This is a genomic window from Streptomyces sp. SUK 48, from assembly GCF_009650765.1.
Taxonomy (GTDB): Bacteria; Actinomycetota; Actinomycetes; order Streptomycetales; family Streptomycetaceae; genus Streptomyces.
In genome coordinates this window covers 351,987-372,482 of the sequence record NZ_CP045740.1, presented here as the reverse complement: position 1 = coordinate 372,482, position 20,496 = coordinate 351,987, and the positions used below count along the sequence as shown (strand labels likewise).

General features: G+C 73.3%; 14 protein-coding genes and 1 pseudogene. 9 read left to right on the top strand and 6 right to left on the bottom strand.

Annotated elements, in window-relative coordinates:
* Positions 1–46: 46 nt before the first annotated feature.
* Complete coding sequence (locus GHR20_RS01635) at positions 47–1,237, bottom strand: PP2C family protein-serine/threonine phosphatase (protein ID WP_153811928.1); 1,191 nt, start codon at positions 1,235–1,237, stop codon at positions 47–49.
* 405 nt (positions 1,238–1,642) lie between these two features.
* Between GHR20_RS01635 and GHR20_RS01630 the strand changes: the two are divergent.
* The 5 genes and pseudogenes from GHR20_RS01630 to GHR20_RS01610 all read left to right on the top strand — a co-directional run.
* Positions 1,643–1,831, top strand: a pseudogene (locus tag GHR20_RS01630) (metallophosphoesterase); the annotation flags it as partial.
* 39 nt (positions 1,832–1,870) lie between these two features.
* Positions 1,871–2,200 (top strand): DUF6343 family protein, encoded by a 330-nt coding sequence (locus GHR20_RS01625; RefSeq protein ID WP_153811927.1) that lies wholly within the window; start codon positions 1,871–1,873, stop codon positions 2,198–2,200.
* A gap of 344 nt (positions 2,201–2,544) precedes the next feature.
* Positions 2,545–3,651: an MFS transporter gene (locus GHR20_RS01620; protein WP_194859093.1), complete on the top strand. Its 1,107-nt coding sequence runs from the start codon at positions 2,545–2,547 to the stop codon at positions 3,649–3,651.
* Between the two features lie 308 nt (positions 3,652–3,959).
* Positions 3,960–4,913, top strand: a complete 954-nt coding sequence (locus tag GHR20_RS38070) for a hypothetical protein (protein WP_275549583.1) — start codon at positions 3,960–3,962, stop codon at positions 4,911–4,913.
* 202 nt (positions 4,914–5,115) lie between these two features.
* On the top strand, positions 5,116–8,490 hold the full coding sequence (locus GHR20_RS01610; protein ID WP_153811926.1) for a pyruvate carboxylase: 3,375 nt from the start codon (positions 5,116–5,118) through the stop codon (positions 8,488–8,490).
* Between the two features lie 95 nt (positions 8,491–8,585).
* On the opposite strand, the gene GHR20_RS01605 is transcribed toward GHR20_RS01610, so the two are convergent.
* The 4 genes from GHR20_RS01605 to GHR20_RS01590 all read right to left on the bottom strand — a co-directional run bounded on the left by GHR20_RS01605 (position 8,586) and on the right by GHR20_RS01590 (position 13,899).
* On the bottom strand, positions 8,586–9,062 hold the full coding sequence (locus GHR20_RS01605) for a hypothetical protein (protein ID WP_111581640.1): 477 nt from the start codon (positions 9,060–9,062) through the stop codon (positions 8,586–8,588).
* 192 nt (positions 9,063–9,254) lie between these two features.
* Positions 9,255–10,469, bottom strand: coding sequence for a chitinase (locus GHR20_RS01600; RefSeq protein WP_153811925.1), 1,215 nt, complete (start codon positions 10,467–10,469; stop codon positions 9,255–9,257).
* Positions 10,470–10,597: 128 nt separating this feature from the next.
* Positions 10,598–13,234 carry a TIM-barrel domain-containing protein gene (locus GHR20_RS01595; protein ID WP_343335983.1) on the bottom strand — a complete coding sequence of 879 codons (2,637 nt, stop codon included), beginning with the start codon at positions 13,232–13,234 and terminating at the stop codon, positions 10,598–10,600.
* 248 nt (positions 13,235–13,482) lie between these two features.
* Positions 13,483–13,899, bottom strand: a complete 417-nt coding sequence (locus GHR20_RS01590) for a PaaI family thioesterase (RefSeq protein ID WP_153811923.1) — start codon at positions 13,897–13,899, stop codon at positions 13,483–13,485.
* 209 nt (positions 13,900–14,108) lie between these two features.
* Between GHR20_RS01590 and GHR20_RS01585 the strand changes: the two genes are divergently transcribed.
* Positions 14,109–15,206: a GNAT family N-acetyltransferase gene (locus tag GHR20_RS01585; protein ID WP_153811922.1), complete on the top strand. Its 1,098-nt coding sequence runs from the start codon at positions 14,109–14,111 to the stop codon at positions 15,204–15,206.
* 9 nt (positions 15,207–15,215) lie between these two features.
* On the opposite strand, the gene GHR20_RS01580 is transcribed toward GHR20_RS01585, so the two are convergent.
* Complete coding sequence (locus GHR20_RS01580) at positions 15,216–16,226, bottom strand: Ppx/GppA family phosphatase (protein ID WP_194858770.1); 1,011 nt, start codon at positions 16,224–16,226, stop codon at positions 15,216–15,218.
* Positions 16,227–16,445: 219 nt separating this feature from the next.
* Here GHR20_RS01580 and GHR20_RS01575 point away from each other — a divergent pair, with 219 nt between their 5' ends.
* The 3 genes from GHR20_RS01575 to GHR20_RS01565 all read left to right on the top strand — a co-directional run bounded on the left by GHR20_RS01575 (position 16,446) and on the right by GHR20_RS01565 (position 20,426).
* On the top strand, positions 16,446–17,618 hold the full coding sequence (locus GHR20_RS01575; RefSeq protein ID WP_153811921.1) for an FAD-dependent monooxygenase: 1,173 nt from the start codon (positions 16,446–16,448) through the stop codon (positions 17,616–17,618).
* Between the two features lie 136 nt (positions 17,619–17,754).
* Entirely contained in the window at positions 17,755–19,542 is a 1,788-nt protein-coding gene (locus GHR20_RS01570; RefSeq protein ID WP_153811920.1) for an RICIN domain-containing protein, read from the top strand.
* A gap of 41 nt (positions 19,543–19,583) precedes the next feature.
* On the top strand, positions 19,584–20,426 hold the full coding sequence (locus GHR20_RS01565) for an inositol monophosphatase family protein (RefSeq protein WP_153811919.1): 843 nt from the start codon (positions 19,584–19,586) through the stop codon (positions 20,424–20,426).
* Positions 20,427–20,496 lie beyond the last annotated feature (70 nt).

The window sequence follows — 20,496 nt, the reverse complement described above, 5'->3', positions numbered from 1 at the left end:
ACGGTCGTACGGCCGCCCCGCCCGCCCCGTTCCGCTCCGGGCGGGGCTACGGCCGCTCGGCGCCCGCCGTGTCCTGCCGCGCGGCCGTCCGCCCGTGGCCGCGCCCATGGCCGTGGTGGCGATGCCGGTCGACGGGGGTGCGGTGCAGCGCGATCAGCGCGGCGTCGTCGCCCAGCCGGCCCCCGGCGTGCGCGAGCAGATCGCGGCGGATGTGGTGAAGCAGCGCCTCGGGGCTGTCGTCGGTCCACCGCGCCACCCGCTCCGCCAGCGGATAGAACCGGCCCCGGGCGTCCCGCGCCTCCACCACGCCGTCGGTGTAGAGCAGCAGCGTGTCACCGGGCTCGAAGGAGAAGACGTCCAGCGTGTGCTCCACGCTCGCCGGCAGCCCCTGCACACCGAGCGGCGGAGAGGGGTGCAGACTCGGCATCGTCACCACGTGCCCCGGGCTCAGCAGCAGCGGCGGAGGATGCCCGCAGCTGGTCATCCGGGTGATCTGGTCCCGGTCCGGGATCTCCACGAGCAGCGCGGTGGCGAACCGCTCGCCCGCCTCGTCCTCCGACTCCAGATCGGCCGTGTACCGGGTGACGCTCTGCTCCAGCGTGTCGACCAGGTCCTCCAGCGTGCGATGCCGGTGGGCGCTCTCCCGGAACGCGCTCAGCAGCAGCGCGGCCTCCCCGATGGCGGGCAGCCCCTTGCCGCGCACGTCCCCGATCAGGACCCGTACGGCGTTGTCGCACACGGTCGCCGCGTAGAGGTCGCCGCCGATCTGGGCCTCGTCCTCCGCGGCCAGGTACAGCGAGGCGATCCGCAGCGGGCCGATCTGCTCGGGCAGCGGCCACATCAGCACGTGCTGCGCGGCCTCGGCGACCGTGCGGACCTGGGCCAGCTGGGCCTGGCGCCGTTCGCGCAGGGCGCTGTAGAGGACCACCATCACCGAGAGCACCGCGAGGGTGATGATCTGCACGATGTGGTTCGAGGTGCCGATCCCGCCGTGGGCGATGCCTATGACGATCTGCGCGAGCGTGGCCAGCGCGCCGACGGCCGCGGTGGTCCGGGGGCCGGCGAAGGACGGCGTCAGCGCGGGCGCGATCACCAGGGCCGGGCCGAGGTGGATGCTCTCCGGCGCCTGTACGTCCACCACGGTGATCACCACGATCAGGGTGACCGGCAGCAGCAGCAACGCGTGCGACGACTGCCAGAATCGCCGCCCGCCCGCCGACCCGACCCTCGATCTCATGCCTACCAGCGTGCTACCGGGCGGGACGGGCGGCCACTTGCGCCTTCGGCACGGGCACGCCGCCGAGCCCCGCCCCGCCGCCGTGTCGCCACCGTCGCCCCGGGTACCCGGACGGCCCCGGGTCACCGATGACCGGGGCACGGGCCGGGAAGGGAGGCCGTGTCGCACCCCGGGGAGGAGACCGCGTCCGCACGGTGCCCGGACGTACCGGAGGTCACCGGGCCGCGCCGCACGGCGGACGGGACCCGGCCGGGAGCGGCCGGTGCGCCGAGAGCGGCGGGTGTACGGCCACACGCCCTGCCGGACTCCGGTCCGCAGCCGGGAGCCGTAGCCCCACCGGGGCATGAGGCGCGGCGACAGGCCCCACCGGACCCCGGGCCCGAGATCCATGAGCCCGTGGCCGATCCCTTCCGCGGCAGCCACCTCCTCGCGGAGGCCGTCGACACCGCGGGCGCCGACCTCGCCGTGCACGGCCACGCGCACGCCGGCACCGAGCACGGCATGACCACCGGAGGCATCCGCGTCCGCAAGGCCGCCCAGCCGGTGATCGGCCGGGATTTCCACGGGTACCGCCTGCCCGACCATCCGGGGTGAGGCGGCACCGGCGCCGCCCGCGGCCCGAAGGAGGCTGTCATGGCCGATGACCAGCACGGACGAACGCCCCGGCCGGGCCGCTGCGCCCGCCCCCGCACCCCCGCCGGCACCGAACCGGCCACCGCCCGCAGCGACCTGCGCCTGCGCCTGATCCTGTCCGCCCTCTTCCTCCCGGTCTTCACCGCCGCCACCGTGGGCTTCGCCCTCTGGTCCGCGCACCAGGGCCCCGGCGACAGCCCCGGCAGCGGCCCCCTCACCGTTCTCGCGGTGGTGTGCGGGGTCCTCGCGCTGGCCGCGGCCCTGGACCTGGTGCGGGTGACGGGCCGCCGACGACGCGAGCGCGACACCACCGACGACGTCATCGGCTGACCGGCGGGTCGCGGTCGGGCTCAAGGTCCTGCGGACCGGGGGCGCGCTTTGCGCGGCTTTGGCCGGAAGCAGGGCGTGAATATGCCATACGCACGCTACTGAATCCCGGATTCCGGGGGCAGTCTGCTCACGTACCGCCTGCCCCGCCGTGTTCACGAGGTCCGGAAGCCTCCCCGCACACGGCGGGGCAGGCGTTCGTACGGTCCGGAAATGCGTTGCGGCGCGCCCGGCGCACCCGGTGAGCTGGAGCCATGGACACCCCGGCGGACAGCATCGGGCGAGCGGACCGGGCCGGTACCCGGCGACCGTCCTCCTGGCGCGGCCCGGCCGTGCTCGGCGCCCTGATGCTGGCCGCCTTCACCTTCAACACGGCGGAGAGCCTCCCGGTCGGCCTGCTGAACGCGATCTCCCGCGGCCTGCGGGTGCCGCCGCCGACGGTCGGCCTGCTGGTCACCGGTTACGGCGCGACGGTCGCCCTCGCCTCCCTGCCGCTCGCCCACGCCACCCGGACGGTGCCCCGGCGCCATGTGCTCACCGGGCTGCTGGCCGCGCTCGTGCTCTCCAGCCTGCTCGCCGCGTCCGCCCGTTCCTACGGGCCCCTGCTCGCGGCCCGGCTGCTGACCGCGCTCGCGCAGGCATTGTTCTGGGCGGTGATGGGCCCGGTCGCGGTGGGCCTGTTCGCGCCCGAGAGGCGCGGTCGGGTGATCGGGGCGCTGTCCATCGGCGGTTCGCTCGCCCTCGTGCTCGGTGTGCCGGCCGGCACCTGGCTGGGCGGCCGCACCGACTGGCGGGTGCCGATGGGCGCGCTCGCCGCCCTGGGCCTCGTCCCGCTGCTCGTGATCGCGGTGCTGCTCCCCACCTCGCCCGCCGAGGCCGAGCCCGCCGCCCACGGCACCGCCCCCGACACCCGCCGCTTCGCGACCGTGCTCGCGGCCGGGGCCCTGTCCGCCACCGGGGCGTTCACGGGATACACGTACCTCGTGCCGTTCCTCGGCTCGGTGAGCGGGTTCTCGCCGGGCGCCGTCGACACCCTGCTCGTGGTGTTCGGCACCGCGTGCCTGGCCGGGGTGGGCGTCACCGGCGCGTTCCTGGACCGCTTCCCGCGCGCCGCGCTGATGACCGCCGTGGCCGTCCAGGCGGCCGGCCTGCTCGGCCTCCGCGCGGGCGGTACGCACCCGGTGGCCGCCGTGGTGTTCCTGGCCCTGACGGGCGGCGCGCTCGGACCGGTGTTCATGGCCACCCAGCACGAGATGCTGAGCTGCGCTCCCGGCCGCACGGACCTCGCCCTCGCGGCCAACTCCGGTGCCTACAACGCCGGTATCGCGGCGGGCGCCGCCCTCGGCGCGCTGATCCTGCCGCTCGCGGACGTCCGCGGCGCCTTTCTCGCCGGCGGCCTGCTGACCGCCGGCTCCTGCGCGGTCCTGCTCGCCGGACGGGCGCCCCGGCGGTGAGAGCATCCGAGTCGGATGACGTGGCCGAAGGGGGAGAGGTTGCCTTCCCTCCCCAGTTTTCCCTTCTATCCGCCTGTGGGGCTTCCCACCCGTTAAAGATCTTGACGGGCGTCGCGCGGGTCGCTGAACTGTCCCCCGGGCCGTGCGACCACACGACCCGGGGAAATCCGCCGACATCCGGTCGGCGATGCCTGAAACGAATGGGTATGGGGAAAAGCCTCGTACGGTCGATCACCGGACGCGGGCCGAAGGGGGGCGATGTGCATGACAGGTGCGTCGAAGACGAAGGTGACGGGCTGTCCCGTCCCATGACCGCGGAAAGACATCCCGACCGGTTCCGCCCGTCGGTGGCACGCCTCGCCCGGTTCGCCGGGCGCACCCTGCGCGGCGAGTGGCACGCCATCGTCGTCGACCCGATACGGCAACTCGCCCGGCGCGGGCTGTCCGGACTGCTGCTGGCCTTCGTCGCCGCGTTCGGCGTCATCTTCTTCCACGACATCGCCCAGCACCCCACCGGCGCGGTGTGGGTCACCCGGCTCGGCGGCGTCAAGGCCGACCTGCCGCTGTGGCTGTCCCTGCTGCGCACCCCGGTGTCGCTGTACGTCCCGGCGCTCGACCTGCCGGTCTGGGCCGGCATCACCCAGCTGTTCCTGGCCTTCGCGCTCGCCGAACTCACCCTCGGCCGCTCGCGCACCCTCGCGATCGCCTACGCCACCACGCTGGCCGGCACCCTGGTCGCGCGGCTGATGATCGCGGTCGGGCCCGGCTGGTCGGGCTTCGGACTGCCGGCCGCGTGCGGGCATGTCCTGGACACCGGGCCCTCGGCGGCGGTCGTCGGCCTGTTCACCTATCTCTCGGTCGTCAGACGCGCGCCGGTGGTCTTCACCCTCACCGGCGGCTCCATGGTGTGGGAGTCGATCGCCGTCCCCAACCTCGCCGGCCGCGAGCATCTGATCGCGGTGGGCTCGGCCGTCGTCCTCGGCCTCCTGCACGGCCGCCGGGCCCGGCTGCGCGCCCTCGCCCGCTCCTTCCTCCCCACCCGCGCTCCCGGATCATTCCCTACGGCCCCTACGGCCCCTACGGCCCCTACGGCCCCTACGGCCCCTACGGCCCCTACGGCCCCCAAGGTGTCCCCGGTCCTCCCCGTGACCGCTCCCGCTCCCGCCTCCGCCGTAGTCGCCGCCACCGTCCCCGCCCCCGCATCCCCCCATCCCACCGCCGCCCGCGCCGGCGGCACGGCGATGACCTCCCTCGAACGCTGACCTGGACACGTCCGCGCCCCCGGCCGGAAACTCCCCCCGAACCGCCGCGCACACCTGTGGCGCCGCCCACACCCCTGATGTGATGGTTTTCGCATACGGGCCCGCACGGGCAGCCCCTAGGGTTGCGCGGGATACGGCAGGGCAGGGCGTGTCTTACTCACCATGACGTTCGTCGCCGCCAGGCAGCTGAAGGGATTCCAGGATGTTCCGTAAGGTGCTGGTCGCCAATCGCGGAGAGATCGCGATCCGCGCGTTCCGGGCGGGCTACGAACTCGGCGCGCGCACCGTCGCCGTGTTCCCGCACGAGGACCGCAACTCGCTCCACCGGCTCAAGGCCGACGAGGCGTACGAGATCGGGGAACCGGGGCACCCGGTGCGCGCCTATCTCTCCGTCGAGGAGATCGTGTCCGCCGCCCGCCGGGCCGGAGCGGACGCCGTCTACCCCGGTTACGGCTTCCTGTCCGAGAACCCGGAGCTGGCCCGCGCCTGCGAGGAGGCGGGCATCACCTTCGTCGGCCCCGGCACGGCCACGCTGGAGCTGACCGGCAACAAGGCGCGCGCGGTGGCCGCCGCCCGCGCGGCCGGCGTACCGGTGCTCGGCTCCTCCCAGCCCTCCACCGACGTGGACGAACTGGTGCGGGCCGCCGACGAGATCGGCTTCCCCGTGTTCGTGAAGGCGGTCGCGGGCGGCGGCGGTCGTGGTATGCGCCGGGTCGAGGCCCCCGCCCAGTTGCGCGAGTCCATCGAGGCCGCCTCCCGCGAGGCGGCCTCCGCGTTCGGCGACCCGACCGTCTTCCTGGAGAAGGCCGTCGTCGACCCGCGCCACATCGAGGTGCAGATCCTCGCCGACGGCGAGGGCAATGTCGTCCACCTCTTCGAGCGCGACTGCTCGCTCCAGCGCCGCCACCAGAAGGTCATCGAGCTGGCGCCCGCCCCGAACCTCGACCCCGGGCTGCGGGACCGGATCTGCGCCGACGCCGTGCGCTTCGCCCGCGAGATCGGCTACCGCAACGCGGGCACCGTGGAGTTCCTGCTCGACCGGGACGGCAACCACGTCTTCATCGAGATGAACCCGCGTATCCAGGTCGAGCACACCGTCACCGAGGAGGTCACGGACGTCGACCTGGTCCAGGCGCAGCTGCGGATCGCCGCCGGCGAGACCCTCGCCGACCTCGGCCTCGCCCAGGAGACCATCACCCTGCACGGGGCCGCGCTCCAGTGCCGCATCACCACCGAGGACCCGGCCAACGGCTTCCGCCCGGACACCGGCACGATCAGCGCGTACCGCTCGCCGGGCGGCTCCGGCATCCGGCTGGACGGCGGAACCACCCACGCCGGTACGGAGATCAGCGCCCACTTCGACTCGATGCTGGTGAAACTCACCTGCCGGGGCCGGGACTTCAAGGCCGCCATCGGCCGCGCCCGGCGCGCCGTCGCCGAGTTCCGCATCCGCGGTGTGTCCACCAACATCCCGTTCCTCCAGGCCGTGCTGGACGACCCGGACTTCCAGGCCGGCCGGATCACCACCTCGTTCATCGAGGAGCGCCCGCATCTGCTCACGGCCCGCTCCTCCGCGGACCGCGGCACCAAGCTGCTGACCTTCCTCGCCGATGTCACGGTGAACAAGCCGCACGGCGAACGGCCCGACCTGTTCGACCCGTTGACCAAGCTGCCGGTGTCGGCCGCCGCCGAGCCGCCCGCCGGATCGCGCCAGCTCCTCGTGGAACTCGGTCCCGAGGGCTTCGCCCGCCGGCTGCGCGAGTCGCCCACGATCGGGGTCACCGACACCACCTTCCGCGACGCCCACCAGTCGCTGCTCGCCACCCGGGTACGCACCAAGGACCTGCTGGCCGTCGCCCCGGTCGTCGCCCGCACCCTGCCCGAGCTGCTCTCCCTGGAGTGCTGGGGCGGCGCCACCTACGACGTCGCCCTGCGCTTCCTCGCCGAGGACCCCTGGGAGCGGCTGGCCGCCCTGCGCGAGGCCGTGCCCAACATCTGCCTCCAGATGCTGCTGCGCGGCCGCAACACCGTCGGCTACACGCCGTACCCGACGGAGGTCACCGACGCCTTCGTGCAGGAGGCCGCCGCCACCGGCATCGACATCTTCCGCATCTTCGACGCCCTCAACGACGTCGGCCAGATGCGCCCCGCCATCGAGGCCGTGCGCGAGACCGGCACGGCGGTCGCCGAGGTCGCCCTCTGCTACACCGGCGATCTGAGCGACCCCGGCGAGCGGCTCTACACCCTCGACTACTACCTGCGGCTCGCCGAGCAGATCGTCGACGCGGGCGCCCATGTCCTCGCGATCAAGGACATGGCCGGACTGCTGCGCGCCCCGGCCGCCGCCACCCTGGTCTCGGCGCTGCGCCGCGAGTTCGACCTGCCCGTGCACCTGCACACCCACGACACCGCGGGCGGCCAGCTCGCCACCTACCTCGCCGCGATCCAGGCGGGCGCGGACGCGGTGGACGGCGCGGTCGCCTCCATGGCCGGGACGACCTCGCAGCCGTCGCTCTCCGCGATCGTGGCCGCCACCGACCACTCCGAGCGGCCCACCGGCCTCGACCTCAAGGCGGTCGGCGACCTGGAGCCGTACTGGGAGGGCGTGCGCCGGATCTACGCCCCCTTCGAGGCGGGTCTCGCCGCGCCGACCGGGCGCGTCTACGACCACGAGATCCCGGGCGGCCAGCTCTCCAACCTGCGCACCCAGGCCGTCGCGCTCGGCCTCGGCGACCGCTTCGAGGACATCGAGGCGATGTACGCCGCCGCCGACCGCATCCTCGGCCGGCTGGTCAAGGTCACCCCGTCCTCCAAGGTGGTCGGCGACCTCGCCCTGCACCTGGTGGGCGCCGGGGTCTCCCCGGCGGACTTCGAACAGACCCCCCACCGGTTCGACATCCCCGACTCGGTGATCGGCTTCCTGCGCGGGGAGCTGGGCACCCCGCCCGGCGGCTGGCCGGAGCCGTTCCGCACCAAGGCGTTGCAGGGCCGCGCCGCCGCCAAGCCGGTGCCCGAGCTGTCCGCCGAGGACCGCGAGGGCCTGGCCAAGGACCGCAGGGCGACCCTGAACCGGCTGCTGTTCCCGGCGCCCACCAGGGAGTTCGAGGGCCACCGGCAGTCGTACGGCGACACGAGCGTCCTGGACAGCAAGGCGTTCTTCTACGGTCTGCGCCCGGGCAAGGAGTACGCCGTCGACCTGGAGCCCGGCGTGCGGCTGCTGATCGAGCTTCAGGCGATCGGCGAGGCCGACGAGCGCGGTATGCGCACGGTGATGTCCACGCTCAACGGCCAGCTGCGGCCCATCCAGGTCCGCGACCGGGCGGCCGCCTCGGACGTGCCGGTGACGGAGAAGGCCGACCGTTCGAACCCGGACCACGTGGCCGCGCCGTTCGCCGGTGTGGTGACCCTCTCGGTGGCCGAGGGCGACGAGGTGGCGGCCGGGGTCACCGTCGCCACCATCGAGGCGATGAAGATGGAGGCCGCGATCACGGCCCCGAAGGCGGGCCGGGTGTCCCGGCTGGCCATCAACCGCATCCAGCAGGTGGAGGGCGGCGACCTGCTGGTCGAGATCGGCTGAGTCCGCGCGCAAACGGCCGGGTCCGGCAAGGACCCGGCCGCTTTCCGTACCGCGCTCGCCCGGGGTCCGTGAAGGGCCCCGGGCGATCCGTGCTGTCAGCCCTGCGGCGACGTGGGGCCGTCCCAGAGCGGGAACGACATCACGTGCTGGAAGCCCTGCGGCCGTGCGCCGCTGTAGGTCAGGGTCAGCTGGGTGAAGCGCTCGAAGGAGGGATGCTTCTTCCACTGCGTGCCGCCGCTGAGCCGGATGACCACCGGGTAGGGGTGGAAGGTGCCGGCCGCGCAGTACGGCTTGCAGTCGTTCACCCAGTTCGTGCCGGTGCCCGTGGCGCCGCCGTTGCTCCAGGCGGTCCAGTTGAGGCCCTTGAGCCGGCTGTTGCCGTCACCGCAGGCCAGGATGAAGTCCGTGGGGCGCACATTGCGGTGGGAGAAACAGTCCACCAGCACCCGGTCCCCGGCCCGCGCCGTCGGCGCCACGGACGCGGTCGGCGGACTGGCCGAAGCCGTCGTTCCCGCCGCCAGCACCGCCGCTGCCGCCAGGGTCACCGCCGTTCCCACCACTGATCCGCGCATGGCCGCTCCCACCGTTCGTCCCGTGTCCGAGCAGGTCACATCGACGCTACGGCCACTTGGCGTATTCCACCAGTCGCGCAGGTCGCACCGTGTGTCATGCGGACGGACCGGTTCCGGGACAGGCCGGTGGCCGGGGACGCGCCCGGCCAAGTGACCACCGCGCGCGTCCCCGGCCACCGGGCGGGCAACGCGTCAGCAGGCGCCCTCGTCCTGCCAGGGACCCCAGGTGGAGGCGCCGGGCACCTCGTTCTGGGTCCACCACTTGGCCTTCCAGTTGTGCTGGCCGTACGACACCTCGGTGCCGCCCGTGTAGGCGGTGGACGAGTTCCACGCGGGCTTGCACGAGGTCGGGGTCGGCGTCGGGGTGGGGGTCGGGGTGCCGGTCGGCGGGGTGACCCCGGCGAACTTCACCGAGTACTTGGCGAAGTCCCAGGGGCTCTGCGCCACGCTCGAACAAGTCCCGGACGTACGGCCCCCGTTGTCGGGCGGGCTGCACTGGCGGTCGCGGTTGATCGACCAGAACGTGAAGCGGTCCATGTGGTGGCTGGTCGCGTAGTCCAGCACGGTCTGGAAGTCGCTCTGGCCGAAGATCTCGCCGGTGTCGCTGCGGCCGTTCATGCCGGAGAAGCCCTCGTGGGCGTAGGCGGTGGCCGCGTCCCAGCCGAAGGTGGACTGGAGGATCGAGTTGAAGTTGGTCAGCGCGCTGGTCTGGCTCGCCGCGCCGTTGAAGCCGCCGTCGAACGGCATGATGGAGAAGTTGTTCGGGGTGAACCCCTGCGACTTCGCCTCCAGCAGCATCTGCTTGCCGAACCAGCCGGTGCCGTCCGCCGTGCCGGCCGTCGTCACGGAGACGTACAGACCCGGGTTGTTCTGCTGGAGGATCTTGGCCGCGCCGATCTCGTTCTTGATGGCCGCGGTGTTCTCGTACTCCGGCTCCTCCAGGTCGAAGTCGATGGCGTGCAGGCCGTACTTGGTGATCACCTGCTGGTACGCCGCCGCCGTGGACGCCGGGTCCGCGCACGCCTGGCCGAGCTTGGTGCCGCCGTAGCCGCCGATGGAGACGGACACGTCGCCGCCCTTGGCGCGGATGGCGGAGATCATCGACTGCACGGCGGTGTCCGCGGAGACCGGTGCCGTACCGCCCCAAGTGGGGGAGCAGCCACCCCCGTTGGGGGCGAGCACGAAGGCCAGCTGGAACGCCTTGAGACCGGTGGCGTCCATGATGGCGGCCGGGTCGGGCGGGTCGTTGTCCAGCGGCATCAGATAGGGGGCGGCCGCGTACCAGCGGTTGCTCAGGGCGTCCTGGGGAGTGGCGCCCGAGGCGTTGGCCGCGACCAGGGCGGTGGTGCCCGCGGCGGCGAGCACGACGGCGGCCGCCGCGCTCAGACAGGCGTGAAGACGTCTCACTGCGTGCCTCCAGAGGGTGGGGAGAGACCCGGGTGGGGGAGGAGCCCCCACCCTCCGGGAGCTGTTGCGGTCACGTCAATGAGTTGGCCTAGACCAACCTGCTCTTTGGACTAGACCATACGACCCCTTTACCTTTTGTCGACCAATCGCAGACCGAAGCCCCGGTCCAGCGGCAGGCTCGCCGTGGTGACCGTCGTGACCCGGGTGGCCGGATCGAACGACCAGGCGGAGCGGGGCAGTTGGCGCCCGTCCACCAGCACCCGCGCGGGCGCGGAGCCGCCGTGCACGGTGAACCGGTAGGTCCGGGCGGCGACCTTGCCGTGGTAGGCGCCCTCGCTCGCGCCGACCGACACGGTCGTGCCGTGCGCGTCCCGGTGCAGCGAGACTCGCTGGGTGGCGGCCGCGCCCTTGGCGAAGTCACGCGTCACGCCGTCGTCCTCGTACAGCGTGTAGTGGCTGGTGCCGTGGGCCGACGGGTACAGGTCCCAGTCCAGCTCGTGCCGGTCCCGGGTCTGCCAACTGGTGGTGTCCTTCGGCCACATGGGCACGATCGCGCCCTCGCGCACGAACAGCGGGAGGGTGTCCAGCGGGGCGTGGTAGCCGTCGACCGTGGTCGGGCCGTGGTAGGTGCGCCCGGTCCAGTAGTCGGTCCAGGTGCCCTTGGGCAGATAGATGCCGTCGCGGGTGTCGGAGTCCTGGTAGACCGGCGCGACCAGGAAGTCGGACCCGGACAGGAACTCGTACTTCGCGTTCGCGCCCAGGGTGCCCGGGTCGTCCGGGTACTCCAGCCACAGCGGACGCACCGCGCCCACCCCGCTCTTCGCCGCGTCGGCGGAGAGGGTGTACATGTACGGCAGCAGCCGCTCCTTCAGCTGGAGGTACTTGCGGTTGATGGAGGTGTACGGCTCGCCGTCCAGCCACGGCTGCTGGTCGGCGGGCTTCTTGGTGGTCAGGTCGGTGGCCCAGCCGTCCATGGTCATGATGGCCGGCAGGAACGCCTTCCACTGGAGGTCGCGGGCGTACATCTTGGCGTCGTGGAGGTAGATGCTGCCCACGTCGCCCGTGTCGTAGGCGATGCCGGACATCGTCGCCCCGGCGTACGTCGGGATCTGCCAGCGGATGTAGTCCCAGGACAGCTGCTGGTCGCCGCTCCACAGCACCCCGCAGCGCTGGGCGCCCGCCCAGGAGACGGGCAGCCAGACGAAGCCGCGGGCGTCGCTGTTGTCCTCGATGCCCTTCTTCGCCGCGTCGCAGGCGTCCAGGGCGAACCGGTAGCCGTTGCCGACCCAGGCCACGTCCAGCTTGGCCACCCGCTGGCCCGCCTTGACCTGTTCGGCCAGCTTGTCGATGCCGTCCTGGGTCCACAGGCCGAGCTGGGCGTTGTGGTCCTGGAGACCCTTGGCGGTCTGCTGGAGGTCCTCGTAGCCGCAGCCGTAGCCGTCGTTGACCAGCATCCAGCCCAGCGGCATCTGGTGCTGGGTGTAGCCGTCGGCGACCTTCAGCGCGTCCAGGGTGTGCCGCTCGCCCCGGTTGGCGTTGTGCAGATAGCAGTCGGAGTCGCCGGGCTCCAGGCCGTAGACCGGCGGCATGAACGGCTTGCCCACCAACTTCGTGTATGCGCCGATGACGTGCTTGGCGTCACCGAGGAAGTAATAGGCGTCCAGGCGCCGTTCCTGCTGCCCCGTGGTCACCGGCGAGTCGAAGGTGTACACGCCCGGCGCGAAGGTGTTGCGGAAGACGCCGTAGCCCGCGCTGGAGAGGTAGAAGGGCTGGGAGTTGTTGTAGCCGCCCTCGTCCCAGTCGAAGCTGTTGGAGACGTACATCGTCTGCCCGCGGTGCGAGAAGCTGCCGTTCTGCTCGCCGCCGCCGAAGAACTGCTCGTCCGCGCCGCGGTCGAGGCTCTGCCGCATCCCGTCGGTGGACCAGCGCAGCGGCTTGTCCTCCTGCCAGATCCGGGTGCGGTTGTCCGCCTTGTACAGCCCGAACCGCAGCGGCTTCTTGTACACGCGCAGTACGGCCTCCGATGCGCGGATGCCGTAGTAGGCGCCCGCGTCGAAGGACGAGGTGTGCCGGTCCGCGGCGGGCTCCGTGCGCACGATCTCGGTGCCGGCCGGGTCGCTCAGCGAGCCCGACGGGTCGGCCTGGAGTCGCAGTCGGCCGCCGCTCAGGAAGTCGGCGCGGGCCAGGAGCTGCCCGGCGCGGATCGTGTAGCTGCCGTGCCCGCCCGAGAAGGACGTCAGACCGCCGGCGTCCTCGGTCGCGGGCAGGTACGCCGTGCCGGTGAAGGAGTTGTCGTGCACGTCGTACGGCACGACCACCACGTGGTACGTCCCCGACGCCCGCGGGATCAGCGTGGCCTCGGGGTCGGCGGTGCCCGCGCTGGAGGCCACCTGGGTGCCGTGGTCGTCGTACACGTACAGGTCGAAGTCGTCGGTGGGGTGCTCCCACTTGACGGCCAGCGGGACGCCGCCCTCGGGGTTGTCGTTCCAGTAGCCGGCCGGCACCGAGACGGACAGGTCGAAGCGGTCGCAGACCTGGTTGCCGGGGTCGGCGCCGGGAGTGGGGCAGTCCTTCGGGTCGCCGACGGTGCCCTTGGCGTAGACGGGACTCTGCCAGCTGACACTGCTGTGGGCGGGGTCCAGTACGGCGCCGGTGGCGGCGGCCGCGGCGGGCGCCGGGACGACCAGCGCGGTGCCGGCCAGGGCGGTCACCAGCCCCAGCGGCACCCAGGCCGGCCACGGCACCCGATGTCGGAGTCTTCGCACGGCGGAACAGCTCCCCTCGCGTCGGTGCGGAGTATGTGAGCGTGCGCGGAAGTGCTTGAAGATGCGCATATTCAAGCAACTTCACGCACGAAGACTCGAAGGAAGCACAGGTTCATGTCAATAGCGCGGGCGGATCCGGGACGCCCGGGACGTCTTCCGGAGTAGCGCGGGCGCGCACGACGAAGGGGCCGGACCCCGCCCCTCGGCGTGGTCCGGCCCCTTCGGCCGTACCCCTTCGGCCGTGTGTCTCAGCCGACCCGCTCGCGCAGCACGATCTGCGTCTGCGTGGTCTGCCCGACCAGCCGGTCCCGGTCGTCGCGCAGCTCCGTCTGCACCACGATCAGCGTGCCGCCGAGGTGCAGCGGCCGGGCCGTGGCATGGACGTGACCCGAGGTGAGGGCCCGCAGGAAGTTGGTCTTGGACTCGACCGTGGAGGTACCGGCCGCCCCCTCGGGCAGATTGAGGTAGGCGCACACCGCGCCCACGCTGTCCGCCAGCGCCATCAGCGCCCCGCCGTGCAGCGCGCCCCCGGCCGTGCACATCCCGGGCGACCAGGCGAGCGAGCCCACCGTGCGCTCGGCGGTGGCCTCCCGCAGCTCGATGCCGAGACCGGCCGCGAACGGCATGGTGGCCAGCAGCTCGGCGGGCTCGGAGTGGGACGTCATGGCGTACCGCCTTTCATGAGGGCCAGGATGATCAGGAAGTCTGCCAGCCGGCCCCTTCCCCCGGGGCGGAACGGGGAGTTCGCGCGGGAGCGGCAGCCCACGCGTCGCCTGCGCGCCCTTGACAAGGTCCGCCTGTTTGGCCAGTTTTGAGCAGCGGCGCACGGCGGGGGACCGGGCGCCCCGGTACGGCGGAAAGGCGGGGGAGCCGAGTGGAGATCACCGTCCACGGGTCCGGCGAGCTGACGCCGGGGCAACTCCGGGCCTGGCACGAGGCGATGGACGAGTCGCCCGCCTTCGCCAACCCCTTCCTCGCCCCCGAGTTCGCCCGCGCCGTCGGCCGGCACCGGGGCGGCGCCCGGGTCGCCGTGCTGCGCGAGGACGGCCGGGACGTCGGCTTCCTGCCGTACGAGCGGGGGCCGTTCGGCATCGGCCGGGCGATCGGACTCGGACTGTCCGACTGCCAGGCCCTGGTGCACCGGCCCGGAACCACCTGGGACATGGGGGAGTTGTTGCGGGCCTGCGAGCTCAGCAGCTTCGAGTTCGACCATCTCGTGGGCGGACAGCGGCCGTTCGAGCCGCATGTCACCGGCACCTTCGCCTCGCCCGTCATCGAGCTGCGCCCCGGCGACGGCGACTACGCCGCCTGGCTGCGCGGCACCTACCCCGGACAGGCGAAGACGACCCTGAAGAAGGAGCGCCGCCTCGGCCGGGACGCCGGTGAGGTGCGCTTCGTGTTCGACGAACGCGACCCCGAAATGCTGCGCACCCTCATGCGCTGGAAGTCCGCGCAGTACCGCAGGACCGGCCGCATGGACCGGTTCGCCAGGCCCTGGATCGTCGCCCTGGTCGAGGAGCTGTTCGGCCTCCGGGAGCCCCACTGCACCGGTGTGCTGTCCGTGCTCTACGCCGGGGACCGCCCGGTCGCCGCCCACTTCGGCCCCCGGTCGCACACGGTACTGGCGGCCTGGTTCACCGCGTACGACCCCGGACTGCACCGCTACTCACCGGGGCTGATGATGCATCTGCGCACCGCCGAGGCCGCCGCCCGGCACGGGGTGGAGACGGTGGACCTCGGCCGCGGCGACAAGGAGTACAAGGACTGGCTGAAGACCCGCGAACTCCGGGTCGGGGAGGGCTTCGTGACCCGCCTGCACCCCGTGGCGCTCGCCCACCGCCTATGGCGGGGACCCGCGCGCGGCCTGCGCAACACCGTGCTGGCCCACCCCCGGCTGCGCGGACCCGCCGACCGCCTGCTGCGGACGGCGGGCGCCCTGCGCACCCGGGGCGAGGATTCCGCCGGCTCCTGAGGCCGGGTGCTACGCGGAGGGCTCCACGACGCTGCGCAGCGACACCGCCGAGGACGGCGCCCCGGTGAGACCCGCCCCCGCCGTCCGCGTCCACCAGTCGGCGCCGTCCTCGATGTAACGCAGCAGGATGCCCTCGCGGATCGCCCACGGGCACACCACCGCCCGGCGCAGCCCCATCAGCTTCAGCGCCGTGTGCCCGACGACGGCACCGGCCAGGCTCTGCGCCGCGCGCGGCGCGGAGATGCCGGGCGACTGGGCGCGCTCGGCGGCGGGCAGGGTGGCCAGCGCGCGCGCCGCCTCGCCCAGGTCCCGGCGCCGCAGCGCCCGCGGCTCGAACGGCCCGAACCGCCCCGGCGCGGCCCCGCACAGCCGGGCCAGCTGCTGGAACGTGCGGGAGCTGACCGCGGCGGTACGCGGCGACTCCCACCGTATCCGCGCCGCCACGTCCCGCAGCTCGTGCCGGATGCGGCGGCGCAGCTCCTTCAGCTCGGCCGCCCCGGGCGGGTCCTGGACGTCCAGGAACTCCCGGGTCAGCCGGGCCGCGCCCAGCGGCAGCGAGGCCGCGAAGTCGGGCAGCCGGCCCCGCCCGAACGCCACCTCCAGGGAGCCGCCGCCGATGTCGAGCACCGCGAGCGGACCCGCCTTCCAGCCGAGCCAGCGGCGGGCCGCCAGGAACGTCAGCTCGGCCTCGGTCTCACCGGGCAGCGTGCACATCCGGATGCCGGTCCCGGCCGCCACCCGCTCCAGCACCTGCGCCCGGTTCGGCGCGGCCCGCACCACGGTGGTGGCGAAGGCCAGCGGGCCCGCGGCCTTCCACCGCAGCGCCGTGTCGCCCGCCTCGGCCACCGCCGTCACCAGCCGCTCCACCGCCTCCTCGGCGATCGTGCCGTCCGCGCCGACCTGTTCGGACAGGCGCAGCTTCCACTTGACGGTGTGCACCGGCAGCGGAACGCCTCCCTCCACATCCGCGATCACCAGTCGTACCGTGTTCGATCCCGCGTCCACCAGACTCACCCGCATGGCCGGGTCGTACCCACTCCGGCCGCCGGAACGCCTGCGCGCGAGGGGCGGTCGTGCGCACACCACGCCCCGGCGGGCGGCGCCCGGGGCGCTCCCGGCACCCACCGGCGCACGCCGGCCGCCGTGCCCGCCCCTGTCCGGATTCGTGCCCCGCCCGGCGCTCCCGCTCCACCGCTGTAATTGGATGGTCGTCACCACTGTCGGGCCGAGGAGCGGCACATGACCGGTACGGAAGCCACCAGGGTCCTGGTGATCGGCGGCGGCGTCGCGGGCAGCGCCGCCGCGCTGGGCCTGCGCCGCGCGGGCTTCGACGTGCGCGTGTACGAGGCGCACTCCGGCGCCGACCAGGACATCGGCGCCTTCCTCACCCTCGCGAGCACCGGCATGCGCGCCCTGGCCCAGCTGGACGCCACCCGGGCCGTGACGGCCATCGGTTTTCCGCTGACTTCGCTGCGCCTGCTGGACGCGGAGGGCACCGAACTGGCCCACGTCCCGCTCGGCGAGGTCACCGAACCCGATCTGCGCTACCGCTGCCTGCGCCGCGGCGAGCTGAACTCCGCGCTCCAGCGGGAGGTTTCGGGGCGCGGCATCCCCCTCACCCACGGCGCCCGGCTGACCTCGGTGACCGACGGGCCGTACGGCGTCACCGCGCGTTTCGCCGACGGCACCACCGCCACCGGCGACCTGCTCATCGGCGCCGACGGCCTGAACTCCGCCGTCCGCCGCGCGCTCAGCCCCGAGGTCCGGCCCGGCTACGCGGGCCAACGCGTCTTCTACGGCCGCACCCCCGGCGCCCCGGGCACGGCGGGCAGCGGTGTCATCACCATGGTGCGGGGCAGCGAGAGCGCCTTCGGATACGCCGGGGCGCCGACGGGGGAGACGTACTGGTTCGCGCGCGTCGGCGGCGACCCGCTGCCCGAGCGGGGGCCGGGCGCGCGCAGTGCCGTACCGCGCGAGGAGCTGCTGCCCCTGCTGCGTAAGGACGCCACACCCGCCGCCGCGCTCGTCGCCGCCTGCCCGGGCCCCGTCATGGTCACCAACGCCACCGAGATGCCGCTCGGCGCCCGCTGGCACACCGGCAGGGTCCTCCTCGTCGGCGACGCGGCGCACGCGGCCTCCCCGGCGACCGGGCAGGGCGCCTCGACGGCGCTGGAGGACGCGGTCGTCCTCGCCAAGGCGCTGCGTGATCTCCCCGACCCCACAAGGGCGTTCGCGGCGTACGAGCGGCACCGGCGCCCGCGCGTGGAGCACAACATCACCGTCAGCGGCGGCATCTCGCGCGGCACCCACGCGCCGGCCCGCCCCGCCGACCCGGACCACCGGCCCGACCACCGGGACGACGAGCTGATGCGCCAACTGGCCTGGGACATCCCGCTGTCCGAGGAGGGCTGAGCGGCCGGCCCGGACGCGAAAGTGCAAGAGGCGGCGCACGGGAGTCCATTGCCGGGACACCGCCGGGGGCTGATCGTTCCGTGGGACCGGACGTCCGGCCTCACCTCCGGCAACCCTTCGGCAACGAGGAGCATCCGTGCGACTGTTGAGCAGAGCGGGCGGCGCCGTGGCCGCGGCCGTCGCCCTCGTCCTGGGCGGCGCCACCGCGTCCCCGGCGTCCGCCGCCCAAGCCCCCGCCTACACCGTCACCGTGGGCAGCCCGGTGCCGTTCCCGTACCCCACGGACACCCCCGCGAGCCCCTTCCTCGACCGCGACGGCACCTTCCACTACCAGCAGTCCGCCGCCCTGTACGGCGCGAACGACCCCCGCACCTGGGACTTCTACACCGGCGCCGACTTCGACTCCGCCGCCTTCGACACCGCGCTGAGCACCGCGGTGAACCCGGCCGACCCCGCCGACCGCAACGACGACACCACCGCACGCTGCGACAACAGCCCCACCGGCCGCGAGGCGAGCTACCCGCCGGCCGGATCGGGCTACGCGCAGAAGAACTACTGCGACCTGTCCGGCGTGTGGATCGACCCCGACACCGGCGACTGGTACGGCCTGGTCCACAACGAGTTCACCCCCCAGCCCTTCGGCGACGGGCTGCACTTCGACGCCATCGACTACGCCGTCTCCACCGACCGGGGCCGCACCTGGACCATCGAGGACCACGTCATCACGTCCCCGTTCAGCACCGTGCGCGGGGACACGGCCGCCTTCCCGAACCAGACGTACGACTACGGCGACGGCGACCAGCGCCTGTTCGTGGACACCGCCTCCGGCTACTTCTACGTCTACTACGGCTCCCGGATCGTGGACAAGAAGGGCGGCTGGAAGGCGTTCTACGAGCACGTCGCCCGCGCCCCCATCGCTGGCAAGATGGCCCCCGGCTCCTGGCGCAAGTGGTACGACGGCGCCTGGTCCCAGCCCGGCACCGGCGGCAAGGAGAGCAACATCGTCCCCGTCGACGCCGCCCACCCCACCGGACACACCCCCGCAGCCGACGAGTACGACCCGGCCGGCACCGGCACCACGGCCGAGCAGATCGCGGCGGGCAAGACGCCCCCGACCTCCCCGCTGTTCGTGATGAACATCGCCTACGACGCCTACCTCGGGCTGTACATCGGCGAACCGCAGGCCGTCGACCAGAGCGGGAACGCGCCGCAGCGCCTCTACGCCACCGACGACCTCACCACCCAGAAATGGCACCTGATCGGCGACACGGGCGGCTACACGAACGCCTCCTGGTACCGCTGGTTCCTCGACGGCGCGAACCGCACCAGCTCCTCGATCGTGGGCCGGACCATGCGCTCGTACTGCTCCTTCGGCTGCGCGCACGGCGCCGACGGCGAGTACGTCGACCTCACCCTCGACTCCACCGCGCCCGCGGCCCCGCCCGTGGCCGCCGGGCACCGCTACCGGATCGCCGCGGGCACCGGCCGCGTCCTCGCCCAGAACCCCGGCGCCTCCTCCACCGCGGCGGCCCGGTCCGCCGACTCGGCCCGCGCCTCCTGGACGTTCCGGCCCACCGGCGACGGCGCCTACACCGTGGCCAACTCGGCGACCGGCGACCTGCTCGGCGTCGACTCCGGCAGGACCGGGAACCGTGCCTGGGGCACCCGGCCGACCGCCGCCCCGCAGCGCGGGAAGAGCCCGGCCGTCGGACAGCAGTGGTTCCTGATCCCGGACGCCTCCCCGGCCGGCACCTTCCACCTCGTCAACCGCTACAGCGGGCTCGTCCTCGCCCTGTCCGCCGATCCCGGCCGCGGCGCGGAGACCGTCCCGGTGCGCACCTGGACCGACACCACCCACAGCGCCGTCGGCCGCGGCCGCACCGCCGCCGAGCAGACCCTCGGGCTCACCCCGGTACGCGGCTGAACTGCTCTTATCGTCCTGTGAGGTGCGCATAGGCTGCGCCCATGACGATCACTCACGGGGAATCCGACGCCCGCCTGGCCGTGACCGCGGCCCGGGCGGGCGCCGCCGTCGTCCGCGACCTGTACGGCGGCCGGCTCGCCCGCTACGAGAAGGGTGCCGGAGACTTCGCCACCGAGGCGGACCTCGCCGCCGAGCGGGCCGTCCTGGGCGTGCTGCGCACCGCCCGCCCGGACGACGCCGTCACCGGCGAGGAGAGCGGTCCCGGCGGGGTCGCCGGGGCGCGGCGGCGCTGGCTGGTCGACCCCCTGTGCGGCACCCTCAACTACGCCGTGCGGACCATGCTCGTCGGCGTCAACGTCGCTCTGCGGGTGGACGGCGAGACCACCGCCGCGGCCACCGCCGACCCGTTCACCGGCGAGGTCTTCTGGACCGACGGCATCCGGGCGCGACTCAGCACCGGCGACGACGGCGACATGGAGGCCGGCGAGGAGCTGACCCCGTCCGCCGCCTCCGCGCTGGTGGACGTCAACCTCGACCCGCCCTTCCCCAACGCCCCCGCCTTCCGGGCCACTTCGCTGCTCGCCGACCCCGGCTTCACCGAACGGTTCCGGCCCCGGGTGATCTCCAGCACCCTCGCCGTCGCCTGGGTCGCCGCCGGGCGCCGCGCCGCCTATGTCACCGACGGCCACCTCGCCGACAGCGTGCACTTCGCCGCCGGGATCGCCCTGTGCCAGGCCGCCGGCTGCACGGTCACCGGCCTGTACGGCGAGCCCCCGTACACCGGCCGGGGCGGCCTGATCGCCGCCGCCGACCCCGCCACCCACGCCGCACTGCTCGCGATGGCCGAACGGCAGGCGCGAAAGGGCCGTGACGCGATGCACTGAACGGCACGCGCCGAAACGTTCGGCTTCCGAAGGCTTGTGCGGCATCCATCTCGCCACTTAAATCAAAACG

What these genes read in the sequence shown, in the direction of transcription:
- GHR20_RS01635 (WP_153811928.1), bottom strand. Translation starts at nt 1,237, where the DNA reads ATGAGATCGAGGGTCGGGTCGGCGGGCGGGCGGCGATTCTGGCAGTCG.
- GHR20_RS01625 (WP_153811927.1), top strand. Translation starts at nt 1,871, where the DNA reads ATGGCCGATGACCAGCACGGACGAACGCCCCGGCCGGGCCGCTGCGCC.
- GHR20_RS01620 (WP_194859093.1), top strand. Translation starts at nt 2,545, where the DNA reads ATGCTGGCCGCCTTCACCTTCAACACGGCGGAGAGCCTCCCGGTCGGC.
- GHR20_RS38070 (WP_275549583.1), top strand. Translation starts at nt 3,960, where the DNA reads ATGACCGCGGAAAGACATCCCGACCGGTTCCGCCCGTCGGTGGCACGC.
- GHR20_RS01610 (WP_153811926.1), top strand. Translation starts at nt 5,116, where the DNA reads ATGTTCCGTAAGGTGCTGGTCGCCAATCGCGGAGAGATCGCGATCCGC.
- GHR20_RS01605 (WP_111581640.1), bottom strand. Translation starts at nt 9,062, where the DNA reads ATGCGCGGATCAGTGGTGGGAACGGCGGTGACCCTGGCGGCAGCGGCG.
- GHR20_RS01590 (WP_153811923.1), bottom strand. Translation starts at nt 13,899, where the DNA reads ATGACGTCCCACTCCGAGCCCGCCGAGCTGCTGGCCACCATGCCGTTC.
- GHR20_RS01580 (WP_194858770.1), bottom strand. Translation starts at nt 16,226, where the DNA reads ATGCGGGTGAGTCTGGTGGACGCGGGATCGAACACGGTACGACTGGTG.
- GHR20_RS01575 (WP_153811921.1), top strand. Translation starts at nt 16,446, where the DNA reads ATGACCGGTACGGAAGCCACCAGGGTCCTGGTGATCGGCGGCGGCGTC.
- GHR20_RS01565 (WP_153811919.1), top strand. Translation starts at nt 19,584, where the DNA reads ATGACGATCACTCACGGGGAATCCGACGCCCGCCTGGCCGTGACCGCG.